At 45.5% G+C, this 18,181-nt stretch carries 18 protein-coding genes; 13 read left to right on the top strand and 5 right to left on the bottom strand.

The genetic code is table 11. The features are described 5' to 3' along the window. Positions 1-35: 35 nt before the first annotated feature. The 13 genes from ICN29_RS02545 (at position 36) to ICN29_RS02485 (ending at position 12,698) form a co-directional block, all read left to right on the top strand. A complete protein-coding gene (locus tag ICN29_RS02545) occupies positions 36-1,163 on the top strand; it encodes a methyltransferase (protein WP_216129405.1) in 1,128 nt (375 codons plus the stop codon). A 152-nt stretch (positions 1,164-1,315) separates the two neighbouring features. Beyond that, on the top strand, positions 1,316-2,263 hold the full coding sequence (bchC, locus tag ICN29_RS02540; RefSeq protein ID WP_216129403.1) for a chlorophyll synthesis pathway protein BchC: 948 nt from the start codon (positions 1,316-1,318) through the stop codon (positions 2,261-2,263). Then, positions 2,260-3,267, top strand: a complete 1,008-nt coding sequence (locus tag ICN29_RS02535) for a chlorophyllide a reductase iron protein subunit X (RefSeq protein ID WP_216129401.1) — start codon at positions 2,260-2,262, stop codon at positions 3,265-3,267. Before bchC ends, ICN29_RS02535 begins: the two co-directional genes overlap by 4 nt. A gap of 24 nt (positions 3,268-3,291) precedes the next feature. Continuing rightward, complete coding sequence (bchY, locus tag ICN29_RS02530; RefSeq protein ID WP_255538035.1) at positions 3,292-4,830, top strand: chlorophyllide a reductase subunit Y; 1,539 nt, start codon at positions 3,292-3,294, stop codon at positions 4,828-4,830. Beyond that, positions 4,830-6,287: a chlorophyllide a reductase subunit Z gene (bchZ, locus tag ICN29_RS02525; RefSeq protein WP_216129399.1), complete on the top strand. Its 1,458-nt coding sequence runs from the start codon at positions 4,830-4,832 to the stop codon at positions 6,285-6,287. Before bchY ends, bchZ begins: the two co-directional genes overlap by 1 nt. Positions 6,288-6,429: 142 nt before the next feature. Continuing rightward, positions 6,430-6,582 (top strand): light-harvesting antenna LH1, beta subunit, encoded by a 153-nt coding sequence (pufB, locus tag ICN29_RS02520; protein WP_216129397.1) that lies wholly within the window; start codon positions 6,430-6,432, stop codon positions 6,580-6,582. Positions 6,583-6,609: 27 nt separating this feature from the next. After that, on the top strand, positions 6,610-6,834 hold the full coding sequence (locus ICN29_RS02515; protein WP_255538034.1) for a hypothetical protein: 225 nt from the start codon (positions 6,610-6,612) through the stop codon (positions 6,832-6,834). A 9-nt stretch (positions 6,835-6,843) separates the two neighbouring features. Next, the gene (gene pufA, locus ICN29_RS02510; protein WP_216129396.1) at positions 6,844-7,050 is read left to right on the top strand and encodes a light-harvesting antenna LH1, alpha subunit; all 207 of its coding nucleotides are present in this window, start codon (positions 6,844-6,846) and stop codon (positions 7,048-7,050) included. 95 nt (positions 7,051-7,145) lie between these two features. After that, positions 7,146-7,964: a photosynthetic reaction center subunit L gene (gene pufL, locus ICN29_RS02505; RefSeq protein WP_255538033.1), complete on the top strand. Its 819-nt coding sequence runs from the start codon at positions 7,146-7,148 to the stop codon at positions 7,962-7,964. 18 nt (positions 7,965-7,982) lie between these two features. Beyond that, a complete protein-coding gene (pufM, locus tag ICN29_RS02500; protein WP_216129392.1) occupies positions 7,983-9,005 on the top strand; it encodes a photosynthetic reaction center subunit M in 1,023 nt (340 codons plus the stop codon). Next, a complete protein-coding gene (gene pufC / locus ICN29_RS02495) occupies positions 9,002-10,072 on the top strand; it encodes a photosynthetic reaction center cytochrome PufC (protein WP_216129390.1) in 1,071 nt (356 codons plus the stop codon). The genes pufM and pufC overlap by 4 nt, the downstream gene beginning before the upstream one ends. Positions 10,073-10,149: 77 nt before the next feature. Beyond that, on the top strand, positions 10,150-11,667 hold the full coding sequence (locus ICN29_RS02490) for a phytoene desaturase (RefSeq protein ID WP_216129388.1): 1,518 nt from the start codon (positions 10,150-10,152) through the stop codon (positions 11,665-11,667). After that, the gene (locus ICN29_RS02485) at positions 11,664-12,698 is read left to right on the top strand and encodes a phytoene/squalene synthase family protein (protein WP_216129386.1); all 1,035 of its coding nucleotides are present in this window, start codon (positions 11,664-11,666) and stop codon (positions 12,696-12,698) included. Before ICN29_RS02490 ends, ICN29_RS02485 begins: the two co-directional genes overlap by 4 nt. A 12-nt stretch (positions 12,699-12,710) precedes the next feature. Here the strand turns inward: ICN29_RS02485 and ICN29_RS02480 are convergent, their stop codons facing one another. Genes ICN29_RS02480 through ICN29_RS10780 form a run of 5 tightly spaced genes read right to left on the bottom strand, consistent with a single transcriptional unit; the run spans position 12,711 to position 18,148 of the window. Further along, entirely contained in the window at positions 12,711-13,553 is an 843-nt protein-coding gene (locus ICN29_RS02480) for a carotenoid 1,2-hydratase family protein (protein ID WP_500797029.1), read from the bottom strand. Positions 13,554-13,582: 29 nt separating this feature from the next. Next, positions 13,583-15,148, bottom strand: a complete 1,566-nt coding sequence (crtD, locus tag ICN29_RS02475; protein WP_255538031.1) for a 1-hydroxycarotenoid 3,4-desaturase CrtD — start codon at positions 15,146-15,148, stop codon at positions 13,583-13,585. Continuing rightward, on the bottom strand, positions 15,141-15,827 hold the full coding sequence (locus ICN29_RS02470) for a spheroidene monooxygenase (protein ID WP_216129382.1): 687 nt from the start codon (positions 15,825-15,827) through the stop codon (positions 15,141-15,143). The genes crtD and ICN29_RS02470 overlap by 8 nt, the downstream gene beginning before the upstream one ends. 10 nt (positions 15,828-15,837) lie before the next feature. Beyond that, positions 15,838-17,250 carry a transcriptional regulator PpsR gene (ppsR, locus tag ICN29_RS02465; RefSeq protein ID WP_216129379.1) on the bottom strand — a complete coding sequence of 471 codons (1,413 nt, stop codon included), beginning with the start codon at positions 17,248-17,250 and terminating at the stop codon, positions 15,838-15,840. Between the two features lies 1 nt (position 17,251). After that, the gene (locus ICN29_RS10780; RefSeq protein WP_216129377.1) at positions 17,252-18,148 is read right to left on the bottom strand and encodes a cobalamin B12-binding domain-containing protein; all 897 of its coding nucleotides are present in this window, start codon (positions 18,146-18,148) and stop codon (positions 17,252-17,254) included. Positions 18,149-18,181: the final 33 nt, after the last annotated feature.

Here is an 18,181-nt window from a genome sequence, read left to right as displayed (position 1 = left end):
CATACCGCTGTTGTCTAAGTTCTGAATTGCCATTCATGGAAAGCTTCTTCGATTGGCGAAATCGTCTCATTGCCTCACCCGGCTTTCAGCGCTGGGCTACCCGTTTTCCACTCACCCGTTGGATAGTTAAAAAGCAAGCATCCGAGATCTTTGATTTGATGGCAGGGTTTGTGTATACCCAGGTCCTGCTTGCCTGCACCCAAGTTAATCTCTTTGATATTTTGTCTAAAGGGGCTCTGAGCTTTGATGAGCTGCAAAAACAAATTCCATTAAAGCCAGCCGGTCTAAGGCGTTTATTAGATGCTGCAGTAGCGATCAAGTTACTCGCTAAGCGGAGTGAAGACCGTTATGCCTTAAGCATGAAGAGCGCCCCCCTAGTGGGAAATGTCGCCATTTTGGATATGGTCAAGCACCATGCTGATTTTTATCGTGATCTCTCCGATCCAATTGCTTTGTTGCAGGGCGATAGAAGTTCTGCGGCTCTGAATGAGTACTGGCCCTATATCACCCCAGAGCAGGGTGCCGCGCCAGAAAACTTATCCGCTGAAAAGGTGGCCGCTTACTCCAAATTGATGGCGCACACCCAATCCTTAGTTACAGACGAGATTCTGGATGCCTATCCCATGGACAAGCATCAAACAGTGCTTGATATTGGCGGTGGTCAGGGAGTCTTTATTAAAAGGTTGGCTGCGCGCTACCCACACTTAGCGTTCAAATTATTTGATATTCCTGGGGTAGCGGAGCTGTCCAATGCCCACTTTCAGGAAATTGGGCTCTCAAAGCGCGCTCAAGCAATTGGCGGAAACTTCTTCCAGGATCCTTTGCCCAAGGGGTGTGATTTAGCTACGCTGGTGCGGGTGATTTTTGATCATGATGATGCCCGCGTAAAACAATTGCTTGCCAATGTGTTTGATGCCCTCAAACCAGGTGGCACTTTATTGCTTGCAGAACCGATGGCTGAGACCAAAGGTTTTGAGGCGATGGGCCATGCCTATTTTGGTTTTTATTTACTGGCAATGGGCAGGGGAAGGCCGCGAACTGAAGCTGAAATTCGAGGCTTATTAGGCGATGCTGGTTTTACTGGAATCGAATTATTAAATTCTTATATGCCACTGAATGCTCAAATATTGCGGTGCAATAAACCTAGCGGTCTTAGTACATAAAGCGCATTTCAAAAATATGCCCTACAGACCTATAAAAACGCCCAATTTAGTAGAGAAAACCCCTAGATGACAAGTGGGCAATTAAGGTTTAAAAACTAATGTGTAAACATTTTTTTACACATTGAATATCAAAATAGACTGCTTAGTGAGACATGACCGATAAGTATCAAACAAGGGCAATTGTTCTGGAAAAGCCAGAAAGTGTCGCTCTTACCGATCTTGAATTAACACCGATGACCCCGATTGATATCTTGGTTGATATGGAGTGGAGTGGCATTAGCACTGGCACAGAAAAATTATTGTGGACAGGCAAAATGCCTAACTTTCCTGGAATGGGCTATCCGCTAGTTCCCGGTTACGAATCTGTAGGCAGAGTAGTGAAGGTAGGCGCAGACTCCACACTCAAAGTAGGTCAAAGAGTATTTGTTCCCGGAGCGAAATGCTACGGTGAAATTAAAGGTTTGTTTGGTGGCGCAGCCTCACGAGTGATTGTGGACAGTAATCGCGTGATTGCGATTCAAGATCATTTGGGTGAAGAAGCAATTCTCTTTGCTTTAGCTGCAACTGGATATCACGTCACGTCTGGTCCCGGACAGGAACAACCCGATTTAATTATTGGACATGGCGTATTGGGTCGCTTGATTGCACGTATCGCCGTTGCCAAAGGTAAGCGCCCTGTAGTTTGGGAGACCAATGCAGGTCGCCGAGAAGGCGCTGTAGGTTATGACGTCATTGATCCTAAAGATGATCTGCTCAAAAAATATAAAACAATAGTGGACGTGAGTGGCGACGCCAGATTAGTAGATACATTGATCAGCTGCCTTGCTCCTGGCGGCGAAATTGTATTGGCTGGTTTTTATGACACGATTTCTTTTTCATTTCCGCAAGCATTTATGCGGGAAGCACGCATTCGTATCGCAGCACAGTGGGCGCCTGGAGATTTAGTGGCAATTAAAGATTTGGTGGAGTCGGGTAAGTTAAGTTTAGATGGCTTGATTACACATCGCTCTTCACCTAATGATGCAAATGAGGCCTATCACACGGCTTTTAACAATATTGATTGTTTAAAAATGGTTCTAGATTGGAGAAATCTGCAATGAGTTCATCAAGCATCCCAGCAACAGCAACAATTCAGTTTATGGACCTCAAAAAAGAAGCTGCTATCGAACCTGATCCAGTTTCCACAGGTCCAGTGACCAAAGAAACCCAAATCATTGCGATTTATGGCAAAGGTGGTATTGGCAAGAGCTTTACGCTCGCCAACCTGTCTTACATGATGGCTCAACAAGGTAAGAAAGTGTTGTTGATCGGTTGCGATCCTAAGAGCGATACCACTTCACTCTTGTTTGGAGGCAAAGCTTGCCCAACCATTATTGAAACTTCATCGAAGAAAAAATTGGCTGGTGAGTCAGTCTCGATTGGTGATGTTTGCTTTATTCGTGATGGCGTATTTGCGATGGAGTTAGGTGGCCCAGAAGTGGGAAGAGGTTGCGGTGGCCGCGGAATTATTCATGGCTTTGAAACCTTAGAAAAACTGGGCTTCCATGATTGGGGCTTTGATTATGTACTTCTTGACTTCTTAGGCGACGTGGTTTGCGGTGGCTTTGGTTTACCAATCGCGCGTGATATGTGCCAAAAGGTAATCGTGGTTGCTAGTAACGATTTGCAATCCCTCTATGTTGCTAATAACGTTTGCTCAGCCGTAGAGTACTTCCGTAAATTAGGCGGCAACGTGGGTGTAGCAGGCATGGTGATCAATAAAGATGACCTCACTGGCGAAGCACAGGCTTTTGCTGAAAAGGCGGGCATTCCAGTATTGGCTGCCATTCCTGCGAACGAAGATATTCGCCGTAAGAGTGCTAGCTATGAAATTATTGGTCAGCCTGGCACGCAGTGGGCTCCGCTATTCGAAGAGCTTGCTACTAATGTTTCAGAAGCTCCGCCAGTGCGCCCTAAGCCATTAACTCAAGATGAGCTATTAGGCTTGTTCTCTTCAGAAGTGACTGGTCGCGATATTGTGCTCAAGCCAGCAACTGTTAAAGACATGATGGGCAAAGATGTAGTCATCAAGAAAACACTCGAAGTTATTTACGATCAAGCCTAAAGACATAGAGAGCAATCTGCTGTTATGAATAAAACCATCATTCCGATTACCCCAGAGGAAAAGTTAAAGACCGATCCTACTTTAGGTGATGGTCTGGGTTGTCACTCCGGTGAAGCAGAGATGCTCGCTGCTGCTAAGGCAGCGGGTAAGTCGGAGACTTTGCAGCAATATGCCAAAGACTATCCAAAGGGGCCGCATGATCAACCGCAAAGTATGTGCCCTGCATTTGGAGCATTACGGGTAGGCTTGCGGATGCGCAGAACTGCCACGATTCTTTCGGGCTCTGCATGCTGCGTATACGGTTTGACTTTTACCTCTCATTTTTATGGCGCACGTCGCAGTGTTGGTTATGTGCCATTCAATTCAGAGACATTAGTGACTGGTAAGTTATTTGAAGACATTCGCGATGCGGTCTATCAAGAAGCTGACCCAGAAAAATACGACGCTATCGTGATTATTAATTTATGCGTACCAACAGCCAGCGGTGTACCACTGCAGTTATTACCAAAAGAAATTAACGGTGTGCGCATCATCGGTATTGATGTGCCAGGCTTTGGTGTGCCAACCCATGCTGAAGCAAAAGATGTACTCGCTGGTGCCATGCTCAATTACGCGCGTAATGAGGCGATGTCTGGCCCGGTACAAGCGCCACGTACTGGCCGCTCAAGCAAGCCAACCATTACTTTGTTAGGTGAAATTTTCCCAGCTGACCCAGTGGGTATTGGCATGATGATTGAGCCGATGGGCTTGGCTGTCGGTGCTTCAGTACCAACGCGTGAGTGGCGTGAAATGTATCAAGCACTTGATTGCGCAACCGTTGCCGCATTACATCCGTTCTATACCTCTTGTATTCGTGAGTTTGAAGCAGCGGGGCGCAACATCGTAGGATCAGCTCCAGTAGGCTATGAAGGTACGGCGCGTTGGTTGGAGGCCATTGGCAAATCAACCAATACGCCACAAGACTTAATTGCAGCTGCACAAAATCGTATCCTGCCAGCAATTAAGGGTGTACTTGCTGCTGCTCCAATTAAAGGGCGGATTACTTTGAGTGGCTATGAAGGTTCTGAACTGATTGTTGCGCGCCTCTTAATTGAGAGTGGTGCAGATGTGCGTTATGTTGGCTCTGCCTGCCCACGTACTCCTTGGAGTAATGAAGATCGTGAATGGTTAGAGGCAAAAGGCGTTCATGTTCAATTCCGGGCTTCCTTAGAACAAGATTTAGCAGCGATGAAAGAGTTCAAGCCAGACTTAGCAATTGGAACGACGCCAGTAGTGCAAGCGGCTAAGCAAGCTTCGATCCCATCGCTGTACTTTACGAATCTGATTTCAGCAAGACCATTGATGGGACCTGCAGGTGCTGGCTCATTAGCGCAAGTGATTAACGCCGCGATTGGTAATCAAGCCCGCTTTGATGAGATGAAAGCATTCTTTGGTGATGTTGGATCTGGTTATAAATCTGGTGTTTGGGAAAATATTCCACAAGATTTTCCAGACTTTAAGGCTGAAGTACGCCGTAAGCTAGAGAAGAAATTGAAGAAGCGTAAAGCTGAGGAGATGATGTAATGTTTGTCATCGATCATGATCGCGCAGGTGGATATTGGGGTGCAGTCTATGTATTTACTGCCATCAAAGGTTTGCAGGTAGTCATTGACGGTCCAGTGGGCTGTGAAAACTTACCCGTTACTTCAGTGCTGCATTACACCGATGCCCTGCCGCCACACGAGTTACCGATTGTGGTGACTGGTTTAGAGGAAGAGCAGTTGGGGCGCGAGGGTACCGAAGGTGCGATGAAGCGCGCACATGCTACTTTAGATCCTGATCTACCGGCAGTGGTGGTGACCGGTTCCATTGCAGAAATGATTGGTGGGGGTGTTACTCCTGAGGGAATGAATATTGCTCGCTTCTTGCCAAGAACCATTGATGAAGATCAATGGCAGTGCGCTAACCGTGCGATGTATTGGTTGTGGACTGAATACGGTACTCGTAAGATTCCAGAACGTAAACCGAGAGCAGAAGGTGAGAAGCCCCGTGTCAATATTATTGGCCCATGCTACGGCACCTTCAATATGCCTAGCGATCTTGCAGAGATTCGCCGCTTAGCTGAAGGGATTGGCGCTGAAATTAATATGGTGTTTCCGCTAGGATCTCATTTGGCAGAAGTGGAGAATCTAGTGAATGCAGATGTGAATATCTGTATGTATCGTGAGTTTGGGCGCATGTTGTGCGAAGCATTAGAGCGTCCTTATTTACAAGCACCCCTCGGCTTACATAGCACTACTCAATTCTTGCGCAAGCTCGGTGAACTACTCGGCTTAGATCCAGAGCCATTTATTGAGCGCGAGAAGCACACCACCATTAAACCGATCTGGGACTTATGGCGTTCAGTTACCCAGGATTTTTTCAGTACGGCAAGTTATGCAGTCGTTGCGAATGAAACCTATACCCGAGGTATCCGTCATTTCTTATCCGATGAGATGGGTTTACCTTGTAGCTTTGCTGTTCCCAGAAAGCCTGGTGAAAAAACAAACAATCAAGAGGTGCGCAAGCTCACAAAAGAGAAGCCTCCACTTGTGATGTTTGGTAGCTATAACGAAAGAATGTATTTGGCAGAGAACGGTAGTAAAGCATCTTATATTCCATCATCATTCCCTGGCGCGATTATTCGACGTCATACTGGCACTCCATTTATGGGTTATGCCGGCGCTACCTACATCATTCAAGAATTTTGTAACGGTTTATTCGATGCACTCTTTTATATCCTGCCTTTGGGCACTGATATGGATAAGGTGGATTCCTCGTTAACCCGCACTTATCGCTCTAACTCTCTGCCTTGGGATCAAGATGCGCAGAAATTGGTGGCTGACTATATTAAAACGAGACCAGTTCTGGTTCAGATTTCTGCTGCTAAAGAGATGCGTGATCGTGTAGAGCAAGAGGCAGAAAAAGCTAGCGAAGAAAGAGTTACAGCGGCAAGAGTGAAGTCTTCTTGCAAAGAAATCATTGAGGAGGTTGAAGCTTAATGGCCTCTTTGATAACCATTGAGTACAACAAGTCGCCCGATTTGTTGGAAACGGAATGTGGCATGCCGTACGCTACAGCCCATGTCGCGCGGGTTAAGCGCGGTAACGGCCGCAAGGCTATTTTTGAAGGAGGTATTTGGTTATGAGCGACCACAGATCAGGTTCAATATCCGGCCTTACTGATGACGAAGCCAAGGAGTTTCACCAGTTGTATATCCAAGGCTTAGTTGGTTTTAGTTCAATTGCTGTAGTGGCCCATATTTTGGTTTGGGCTTGGCGTCCTTGGTTCCATTGAAATCGGACTAAATCTTAGGGGGATGAAATGAAAAATAGTCACGTTATGAGCAAAGAAAAAAATATGATCAGAGAGGATTCAATTACTTTCAATCTTATTTTTATTTTGTGTTTTTTAGTGTGCTTTGTTATTTCTTTGTTTACCCAGATTTTGCCAAATAAGTGGAATTCTTGGCTTCCTGGAGCTGAAGAAAAATCGCTTATCGATGGTACGAAGTCGGCAGTTTATGGTTTTATGTCTTACTTAAATTAGGAGAAGATTATGTGGAGAATTTGGAAACTGTATGATCCTTTGCGATCAATGGTTGTTCAAGGTATTTTTCTGTTTGGTCTTGCAGCAATGATTCACTTGATTTTGCTCAGCAGCGTTCGTTACAACTGGTTGGATGGTTTAAGCCAAGCCCAGTTCAAGGCGATGGAAGCAAAAACAGGTTCTGCAACACCAGCCTCTGTTCCAGCAGGAAAGTAATTGAGTTGATAAGAAAAATGGTGAATAGGGTTAGGCTAAACAACTTTTTAGCTCAACCCTATTTATCCATTCATTGGAGAATATAAAAAATGGCCATGCTCAGTTTTGAGAGAAAGTACCGAGTACGAGGCGGTACCTTAGTTGGTGGGGACTTATTCGACTTTTGGGTAGGGCCGTTTTATGTTGGTTTTTTTGGTGTCACTACTGTCTTCTTTGCTTTTTTAGGCACCGCACTGATTTTATGGGGCGCTTCACAGGGCCCAACATGGAACCCCTGGCAGATTAATATTGCGCCACCGGATATTAGTTATGGATTAGGTTTTGCCCCCTTATTAAAAGGTGGCCTGTGGCAGCTGATTACGGTATGTGCTTTAGGCGCATTCCTTTCATGGGCCTTACGCGAAATCGAAATTTGCCGAAAACTCGGCATGGGCTTACATGTTCCTTTTGCCTACTTAATGGCAGTCTTTGCTTATTTCACTCTGGTAGTGATTAGGCCTGTTCTCATGGGTGCATGGGGCTATGGTTTCCCGTACGGCATTTTGAGTCACCTTGATTGGGTATCCAATACGGGCTATCAGTACTTACATTTTCATTACAACCCAGCACATATGATCGCTGTGTCTTTATTCTTTGCAACAACTTTTGCTTTGGTATTACATGGCGGCTTGGTCTTGTCATCTACTAATCCACAGAAAGGGCAGTTTGTTAAAACGCCTGAACATGAAGATACTTTCTTTAGAGATGCGATTGGTTATTCAATTGGTACTTTAGGAATTCATCGCCTTGGATTGTTTTTAGCTTTAGCAGCAGTTTTCTGGAGCGCCGTGTGTATTGTGATTAGCGGCCCATTTTGGTCTCGTGGTTGGCCAGAATGGTGGGGCTGGTGGTTGAACCTGCCGATCTGGCGATAAGAAGGGACTATAAAAACTATGGAATATCAAAACCTTTTTACCCAAGTTCAAGTAGTTGCCCCTCCACATCATGGAACCTCTATTGATCCCTATGATGAGCGTGAGCGTTTTGGAGAGCCTAAGCTTTACCATTTATTTGGCCGGCTTGGTAATGCGCAGCTAGGTCCGATTTATTTAGGCCGCTTAGGTTTAGCCTCTTTATTTTTCGGCATTATCGCCATTCAGATTATGGGCTGGAATATGTTGGCCTCGGTCAATTGGAGCCCCATTCAATTTGTGCGCCAATTATTTTGGTTATCACTAGATCCACCTTTACCTAAGCATGGTCTGTCCTTGTTTATGCCCTTAAACGAGGGTGGTTGGTGGATGATGGCAGGCTTCTTCCTCACCTTGTCAATTTTGTTGTGGTGGGCAAGAATGTATCGTCGTGCCATCGCTCTGGGTATGGGCACTCATATTGCCTGGGGTTTCTTGGCAGCCATCTGGCTATATCTTGTGCTCGGATTTATTCGTCCGATCATGATGGGTAGTTGGAGCGAAGCAGTTCCTTTTGGAGTCTTCTCCCATTTGGATTGGACTGCGGCTTTTTCTCTTCGATATGGAAATTTATTTTATAACCCCTTCCACATGCTCTCGATTGCTTTCCTCTATGGATCAGCACTCTTATTTGCGATGCATGGCGCAACCATTTTGGCAGTGAGTCGCTTTGGAGGCGAACGTGAGATTGAGCAAATCGTTGATCGTGGTACAGCCTCAGAAAGAGCTGCTTTGTTCTGGAGATGGACCATGGGCTTTAATGCCACGATGGAATCGATTCACCGTTGGGCTTGGTGGTTTGCAGTGTTAACACCTTTAGTTGGTGGCATTGGTATTTTGCTCACCGGCACAGTAGTAGATAACTGGTATTTATGGGCAGTAAAACATAATGTTGCGCCTTCTTACCCTGATGTCTTTGGTGTTCCAATACCTGATCCAGCCACTTCTGGATTCATCCCACCTGCTGCACCTGCTGCACCTGTTATTACAGGAGTTAAGCCATGAAGCAATTGAGAAAATTTCTGATATTGCCGGCTCTACTGGCAAGCGTTCTGATACTGTCTGGCTGTGAGAGACCCCCAATGGAAACTGTCCAGCATGGATTCCGTGGCACGGGGATGGATTTAATTTATAACCCGCGCATATTGGCTGAACAAGCAGAGAAAAATGCGGTACCTGTCTCATATGGACCAGCTCCAGCAGAGGGGCCTAAGGCTGGCGCTGTTTATAAGAATGTCAAAGTTCTCAATAATTTAAGCGTTGCGCAATTTACTGCTTTCATGGTTTCCATGACAAGCTGGGTTGCGCCAGAGCAGGGTTGCACTTACTGCCATAACGCTGCTAACTTTGCAGATGATTCACTCTATACCAAGCAAGTTGCACGCAATATGATTTTGATGACGCAGCGGGTTAATACTCAATGGCAAGATCACGTTGCTCAGACTGGCGTAACTTGCTATACCTGTCACCGCGGCAACAATATCCCTCAGCAAGTTTGGTTTAAGGATCCGAAACAGCAAACAGGTAATGGGCTCTTGGGCGATAAGGATGGGCAAAATACTCCGGTTGCTGCCTCAGGCTATTCTTCCTTGCCAAATGATTATTTCTCTAGTTATCTCACGAAATCGAGCAATATTCGCGTGCAGGGTGGTACCGCATTACCAACTGGTAATAAACATAGTATTCATGAAACTGAATCAACCTATGCATTGATGATGCATTTCTCAAACTCATTAGGGGTCAATTGCACGTATTGTCATAACACTCGCAATTTATCTTCATGGGAAGAGAGTCCACCTCAAAGAGCGAGGGCTTGGTATGGAATCCGCATGGCGCAGGATATTAACAACAATTACATGGAGCCGATTAAGGGCTTATTCCCAGAGCATCGTTTAGGCCCAACTGGCGATGTAGCTAAAGCTAATTGTGGTACTTGTCACCAAGGTGCTTATAAGCCGCTTTATGGAGTATCGATGTTGCCAGACTATCCTTTCTTAACTGGTCCAGCTAAGCCAGCTCTGAAGGCAAAAGATGCTCCTCCTCCACCAACGAAATCGGTAGCAATGAAGTAATCTATAGCTTGTGATAACCAATAGCGTCATAGGAACAATATGACGCTATTTTTTTGTAGAAAAGTTGGTTTGTAGAAATGTTAAAGAAAGCTGACTTTAAGGAAGACCAAGAATTTACTGCCATTGTGATTGGAAGTGGATTTGGTGGATTAGCTGCTGCCATTCGTTTGTCTTGCAAAGGCTACAAGGTCGTTGTTCTAGAAAAGCTGGATGCTCCAGGTGGCAGGGCATATGTCCACCATCGTAATGGCTATACCTTTGATGCCGGTCCAACCATTATTACTGCACCATTCTTACTCGAAGAGTTATGGGAATTGTGTGGCAAGAAGATGTCAGATGATGTTGATCTGCGTTTGATGGATCCCTTTTATCGAATCCGTTTTGACGATGGTACTCATTTTGATTACACAGGTGACCCAGCTAGAATGCGCGCTGAAGTGGCTAAGTTTGCGCCAGAAGACTTACCAGGTTACGAGCGCTTTTTAGCAGAAGCAGAAAAATGCTACAAGCTTGGATTTCAAGAATTAAGTTCTACTGCATTTGACTCGATTGGGGATTTAATTCGAGCAATTCCTTCAATGATTAAGATGCGTGCTTGGGAGAGCATCTATAAATTAGTTGCCCGTCACTTAAAGAACGACAAAATTCGCCAAGTAATGAGTTTTCATCCGCTCCTCATCGGCGGCAATCCTTTTTCGGTTACAGCAGTCTATGCACTTATCAACTCTTTAGAGCGACGCCATGGCGTTCACTCTGCAATGGGTGGCACAGGCTCTTTAATTAAAGGCTTAGCAGGTTTATTAGCGGGCAGAGGAGTGCAAATTCGTCTGAACTCAGAAGTAAAGCGTATCGAAGTAGAAAATGGCAAAGCTCAAGGCGTCACGCTAGCCAATGGTGAATTTATTCCTGCAGATATTGTGGTCTCCAATGCAGATGCAGCATGGACTTATCAAAAGCTCATCGCTCCAGAGCATCGGAAAGTGTGGACTGACGCTAAAGTTAATAAGAGCAAGTACTCGATGAGTCTATTTGTTTGGTACTTTGGTACAGATAAGCAATATCCAGATGTTCCCCACCATATGATCTTATTGGGCAAGCGTTATAAAGAACTGCTCACGGATATTTTTAAGAAACATAAACTAGCAGATGACTTTAGTCTGTATTTACACAGACCAACCGCTACTGACCCATCGTTGGCGCCAGCTGGAGGTGATGCATTTTATGTGTTGGCCCCAGTCCCCAATTTAGCAAGCGGCACAGACTGGGCTAAAGAGGCTGAGCCTTATCGTCAAACGATTGCCAAGTACTTAGATGAAAGTGTTCTGCCTGGTTTTGAAAAGCATCTTAAAACATCCTTTCTCATGACGCCGCAAGATTTTCAGGATCGCCTTTTGTCTGTTAAAGGTGCTGCCTTCGGCTTTGAACCACTCTTACTTCAGAGCGCTTGGTTTAGACCTCATAACCGTAGCGAAGATGTCCAAGGTCTATACATGGTGGGAGCTGGAACCCATCCGGGTGCAGGCATTCCTGGAGTGTTGTCTTCTGCAAAGGCATTGATGTCAGTAGTGGCCGAACCGAGAAAAGCATTAGCATGACTCAAAATATGAAAGACCTTCAGGAGTGCGTCGCAACGATGCGAGATGGATCTAAGTCCTTCTTTGCTGCCTCCAGAATTTTGCCGCAAAGAGTCAGAGATCCAGCAACTGCGCTTTATGCGTTCTGTCGGATTACCGATGATGTGGCTGATGCAGTAGACGCAGAGCCAGATGCCATACCAAAATTGCGTGAGCGGCTTGATCGAATCTATCAAGGTACGCCAGATGATATTGCTGCTGATCGCGCTTTATCGATTGTGGTTAAAGAATTTGATTTACCTATCAGCTTACCGCTCGCACTCATTGAGGGCTATGAGTGGGACACCCAGTTTAAAACTTACGATAGCTTAGAAGACTTACTAGATTACTGCGCACGCGTCGCGGGTACAGTGGGCGCTATGATGTGTGTGATCATGGATCGCAGAGAGCCTGAGACTTTAGCAAGAGCTTGCGAGCTTGGTCTTGCAATGCAACTCACCAACATTGCGCGTGATGTAGGGGAGGATGCTGCAAATGGCAGGATCTATTTACCACTCAATTGGCTCAGAGAGGCGGGACTGGATCCACAGGCCTGGTTACAAAAACCTGAGTTCAATGATCAAATTGCTAGTGTGATTGCACGTCTCTTAAAGCATGCTGATGTTTTGTATTCTCGTGCGGAGAATGGTATTTCGGATTTACCCTGGGATTGCCGTCCAGCCATTCAGGCGGCACGCCTGATTTATGCCGAAATTGGTCGCCAAGTAGAAAAGCTGAATCTAGACTCTATCTCTACTCGGGCATATGTACCCTCGAAAAGAAAAGTGGTTCTTTTGGCAGAAGCCTTTACTGCTATCTCTAAAGTATTTTCTAGGCAGCATCAGGTGGATGCTGATAAAGCGATTCAGTACTTAGTAGATGCCGTCATTGAGATTCCACACGACAAGCGTTTTGAAGGGACCACGCATGATCATTTGCTGTGGTTTGTTGATCTGATGGAGCGTCAAGAGCGACGTCGTAATCCTCGCAAGAGCGGTAGGGCCTTACAGTAACTTATAGGCTAACTACCAAGTAATACGAGGCATTCTCCAAGGTAGCATGAATTGGGTTGCAGCTGAAGTCAGCTTCGGTACATTCAAATTCTCATGAAAAGAGATGACTTTCTCGCCTAAGAGCTCTGAATTTAAAACAGAGCGCGTATAAAACGGCGTATTTTCTAACATTTGAATGACTTCTAAGCCCTCTGAGCTTTGATTGCGCATATGCCCTTGAATACCCCAGATAGTTTTTGGTAGAGCCTGTCTTGGCGGAGCTTCAAAATGATCAATCGTGCCATTCGGATTAAAGGTCAGCGCTAAGATTTTTTCTTGAGCGTTCTTTTCGCGCACATCATAAATGACTGAAGTTCTGCCGCCACTCATCTCCGCTCTTGACCAGTCCCATTCATGAAAAGATTTACTGATAGGTTCATCACCTTCATTGGAGTCTAAATAGGCACTACCTTCCCATTTCAAATCAGGAGAATTTAAGTTCACTTTGACGCGTGCTGAAGGAGCAAGGGGGCCCCAACGGTGTTTGCCTGCTGCATCTAAGGGTGTACTAAAGTTAAAGAGGGCATTTGGATAGAGCTCAACCGTGCCTGAAACTTTTTGCCCAAAGGGTACTGCACGCTCTTCAATTTGAACGATCAACTTATTACCATCCCAGCGAAGATTACTCGGACCAATGACAAATTCAGTAGAGCTGCGGGTGACTTGTTTTTCACCACGCTCAGTCATTGCCCAGCGATTTTTGCCTTTGCTGTAAATGGCAACATTGAGTGAGCAATGATTTTCAGGGTTAACAGAAGCCCCACCTCTTCTAGCCCAGGCATAGTAGGGTGAAAATACACTACCAACAAACGCGATTAAGACAATGCCATGTTGTCCATCATCACTCAGAGCGTCGATGTACCACCAGAGATAAGCGTTCGTCCCGACAGCTTGGTCAAACCGAGGTGTCCCATCAGGGTTGCGGCCGCCATGCGTCCCGATAGGGCTGCCATTGGAACTCCCGGCCCCGGATGAACGCTGCCCCCCGCTAGTAGTAGTCCCGGAATTGGACTCTGCGCTGAAGCTCGCCCAAAAGTTTCCATCCATCCATGGTTGGCTTGGCCATAGAGGGCTCCGCCCGTCGCCGGAAAAAGACGGTTGAAAATAGCGGGTGTCGTACGGTGACATATTGCGCTGTCCAAATCGATGTTCAAACCACATTGTTGCAGAAGACCAAAGGTTTCGTGTTCGCATTGTTCGATTTCCTGGGCATTAAATTCAGATTGATCGCCTTTGGCTGGGGCATTCACCAGACAGAGCAGTCTTTGTAAGTCGGGTTTGGCTTGGTAGCTATCCCCTTGATCTTGGGCACAGACATAGACGGTGGGTTTACGGGGGAGGCGGCCCCTATTGAAGATGTCGTCAAACTCAGCTTGATAGTCTTGATTGAAGAAAACATTGTGTCGCAGCAAAGGGAAGCCATCTGCCTTGGCATTCATTGACCAAGTAATGGCAGAAAGCGATCTCTTGGCAGGTGATGGCGGAGCCATCTTTGCATTGAATGCTTTGATGCCTTCTGCATTGAGCAGGCCAGTTTGAAGGGCAGCAAGATCGCCATTGAAAATAACATGATCTGAATAGAGCAGGGTGCCATCCGCTAGCCGAACTCCACTGACCTTGCCATTCTTGAGAAGGATTTCTTCACAAGCTTTGCCAGTCATTAACTGCACACCTTTATCCTGTGCTAACTTACGAATGGCCGCAACGAGGCTATACATGCCGCCTTCAATCGCCCATACTCCTTGGGTTTCAACATCAGCAATGAGCATCAGGGTGGCAGGCGCTTCATATGGGGATGAACCACAATAGGTAGCATAACGACCAAACAATTGATGCAATCGAGGATCATGGAAGTAATTTCCTAAGGATTTCCAGAGGGTGCTAAATGAGCCAATGTCATATAAGACCTTTGATCCAGAAATGCCTAAGTCAGCAATCATGCCCCCAAAGTTTGGCTTAGCTGAAAGCATGTAAGGCTTTTCAAGCGCCTTGTAGAGATCGCGGCACTGGGCAGAAAATTGGAGAAACCGTTTTGCTTCTGCAGGAGAAGAAAACTCTGCAATCGCTTGAGCTGACTGCTCTACATCTGAAAATAAATCCAATCTTTCATCTTTACTCCAGGCATGCCTCGCCAGAATATTCAGTTTCTCCAGACTTAACTCAGACTCTAAAGTGGTGCCAGCCTTTTCAAAAAGAGCATCAAAGACCCAGCGCATCGTAAAGACAGTAGGTCCAGAGTCAATGGGCGCAGGTGCTAGAGGATCATCAGAGCAATTGATTTGACGAATCTTGCCGCCAATTTGAGCTTCTTTTTCAACCAAGATAACTTCAACGCCAGAGGAGGCGAGATCAAGGGCGCAAGTCAGTCCACCAATGCCACCACCAATAATAATGACGGGAGCTTTAGCCAAGAGTACGACCCTTCCAGCTACCTTGCACATCAAAGGGTAGGTAGCGAGAGAACATCGATTCAGAAAAATAATGACCGCTTAAGGCTGCTCGGATAGCCTGCTGATGCGCTCCCTGCCTGGCATATTCATCCATGGCTGCTTGGGACTCCCAAATTGTGAAAGTAGCCTGACGAAAAAAAGGTGCCTCACCAACACCAGCAGCAATGATGCAGCCCGATGATTGTTCAAGAGACACTTCTGCTGCAGGTTGCTTGCGCCAAAATGGTATGCAATAGATAGGTTTAATTGAAGCTCTGGTAATTGAAACAATTGGGCCTGATTGTGGAGCCTGCGCTGTAATTTGCGGAACGAATCCTGACCACTGGCCTTTTAGTGAATACGCTTTTAGCTTTACGGAAAAGAATTCTTCTGCATGCTCTTTGTACCATCGTAGGAGCTTAGAGGATTGGCAAAATGCATCGAGACTCGCGCCATCTTGAAACACACAAAAAAGCGCTTGATGGGTTCCACTTGGATGAATGGAGAAACCACCATTTTTTCCTGAGCCCATATGTTTGAAAAACTCAAGACCTGGCGTCGACCAAAGCCATAGCCTTGCAAACATGAGCCTTAAAATGCCACTGATTTTTGCTGATGACTGGATATCTACAAGAACCATCAGTGCAACTTGACTGCTCATCACTGACTTTCTAATCAATATCCTTATTGAGGTCTACGAGACCGTACTTTCTGAGTTTGATGTACAGACTTTGTCTTGATAGTCCCAAGATTTCCGAGGCAGAAACACGATTATCTTGAGTCAGATCTAATGCGGCTTTAATACAAAGCTGCTCAATTAAGTCGGTTGTTTCAGCGAGAATATCTTTTAAAGGGACTTTTCCAACTAGCATTGATAGTTCTTGGGAGCTACGCACGAGTTTTTTGTCGATGCGCGCACCTTTATTTTGCCTCGAATCTACTTGGCGAAAGATCATGCCAATGCAGGCGCGTGGTTGCGCTACGGATACCGCGGAAATATCCACTAACTTAATGCTACTCGTGGCGTTAGTGATCGAAGAGACGCAAGATTGTGAGCTAGCCTTGCCTTGTAAGGATTGCATCATTTGATCAAAATCCGTTCTCTCTGGCCCTAAGTAATTTCGGATATTGGTACCAATGAGTTCTTGCTCACCCCTGGTGGCGCTGAGTTTATTGAAGGCTTTATTTGTCTTCAGAATCAGACCCTCTGGGGTGCAAACAACAAAACCATAGGCGTTATTTTCAATCGCCTTAACGGTTAACGAGTCAGCATCTAATAGGCTAGATGCTTTAGCTAAATCCAGCGGCTTCAGATTCAGCAGTAAGTAGGGAATTCCACTGTTTATAAAAGAAGTTGCACTAATTTGAGTTGCTTCGCCATTGCTCAATACTGTTTTTAGGATACTAGGCTCATCTGTCTCTTGAACACCTTCCAGAAAATTCGCAGCCTTACTTAGCTCACCAGCAGGGAAGAGCGATAGAAGCGAATTTCCAATGCAATTATTTTTAGCAAGAAGCAGCTGCTTAATGGCATTTCTGTTCATCTCGATGATCGGGTATGCATCATCTGCTTTAACGATGACGATAGACTCTGTACCAATTTCAAAGATAGATCGAAACCGTTCTTCAATCTGGCTTATTTGTAGATAATTTTGACTAATCTCTTTTTGAGCCGACACTAAATTTTGCTGCAAGCGAGAGACCTCGGTGATGTCTCTGCCAATAACGATAATCTTTTGATTCGACGATGTTTTGATGGAAGCGCACATCATTGGCAACGCTACGTTTCTCTCATTGCCAATCATATTAATTTGTCTAAACTTAGTGATGGTGTCTGGGCTGGCATCGTCTAGCAAGCTTTGAACCTTCTTTTTACTATCAGGTTCTACTACTTCTGACCATTTTTTCCCAATCAGATCTTCTGAAATTTGTTTGGATAAATTTTTATTATCTGAGTAGATGCTTTGTATCGATCCTAGGTCATCCAAAACAAAGGAGATATCTGCCGATGCTCGCGCTATCTGACTGAGCTCTTTTCCGCTTAATTCTGCGAAGAGTTTGTCTGGATGATGTGAGATGGGCATATTAATTTAAGGCAGATTTTTGTGCTATCAAGTCTGAAACTTTTTTAATGGCCGCTTCAGCTGTGAGCTCGCAAACATCTGCGGAACACTCTTGAATGAGTTCCGGTTTGAAATCGAATAACGGGCCACCTGCCATTGTCAGTATCCCCTTGTTTTTTGAGACCTTTTTTACTTCATTGAGCAATGTTTCCATAGTACTCCATTGATCCTCACAGGAGATAGAAATTGCTAATAAATCATAAGCTTGTGTACGAATTCGATCCTGGAGGCCGGCACTGGTCGTTTCAATTTCGACCGTCGTATTCCAGCCGTTCAATTTGAAAAATTCACCCATGATCAGGATGCCCAGGGTGTGTTGTGATCCTGGAGCATTGATCAGGAGAGCATTTCCTTGGTACTCAGAGAGTTTGCCTTGGCTCATAAAGGCAGGGCTGAGCTGATGAATCAGATTCTGGGCTCTGCCTAGCGCCAAAGTCACCTCTGTAAAGCTATTTTCATCGGTTTCCCAGAGCTGTTGCAAGCGCCTAGTCGATGCTGGAATCAAATTCATATAGAGCGATACCAGACTGTGGCCCGATTTTTGCATTTGATCGATAAAAGTGAAGCAGTCCGCTATGGGGCCATCTAGCAAAGTCTGGCAAAAATCGATAATTTCCGCCTGCTTCACCTCGATGTTGCTACTTTGAGCATCAGCAAGCCGATTGGCTGATTCCAGCTTTTGCCCCATCAGTAAGCGGGGAATGATTTCTGACTCTATGGTTTTATTGAGCCACAGCATCATTTCCGCGCTATCTAATTCGCCTAAACTAGACTGGTATGTTTTTTTCAGCGAGTCCGACAAAACCCATCTCCTTAGGATGCAGTGATTAATACAAATGATGGATGCTAAATGCTGCACCGCAAAAATTAATGAGTTCTTTGCCCTCTAAGG

Source organism: Polynucleobacter nymphae, assembly GCF_018882155.1.
In the GTDB taxonomy this organism is placed as follows: Bacteria; Pseudomonadota; Gammaproteobacteria; order Burkholderiales; family Burkholderiaceae; genus Polynucleobacter; species Polynucleobacter nymphae.
This window is presented reverse-complemented; position numbering and strand designations above follow the sequence as displayed.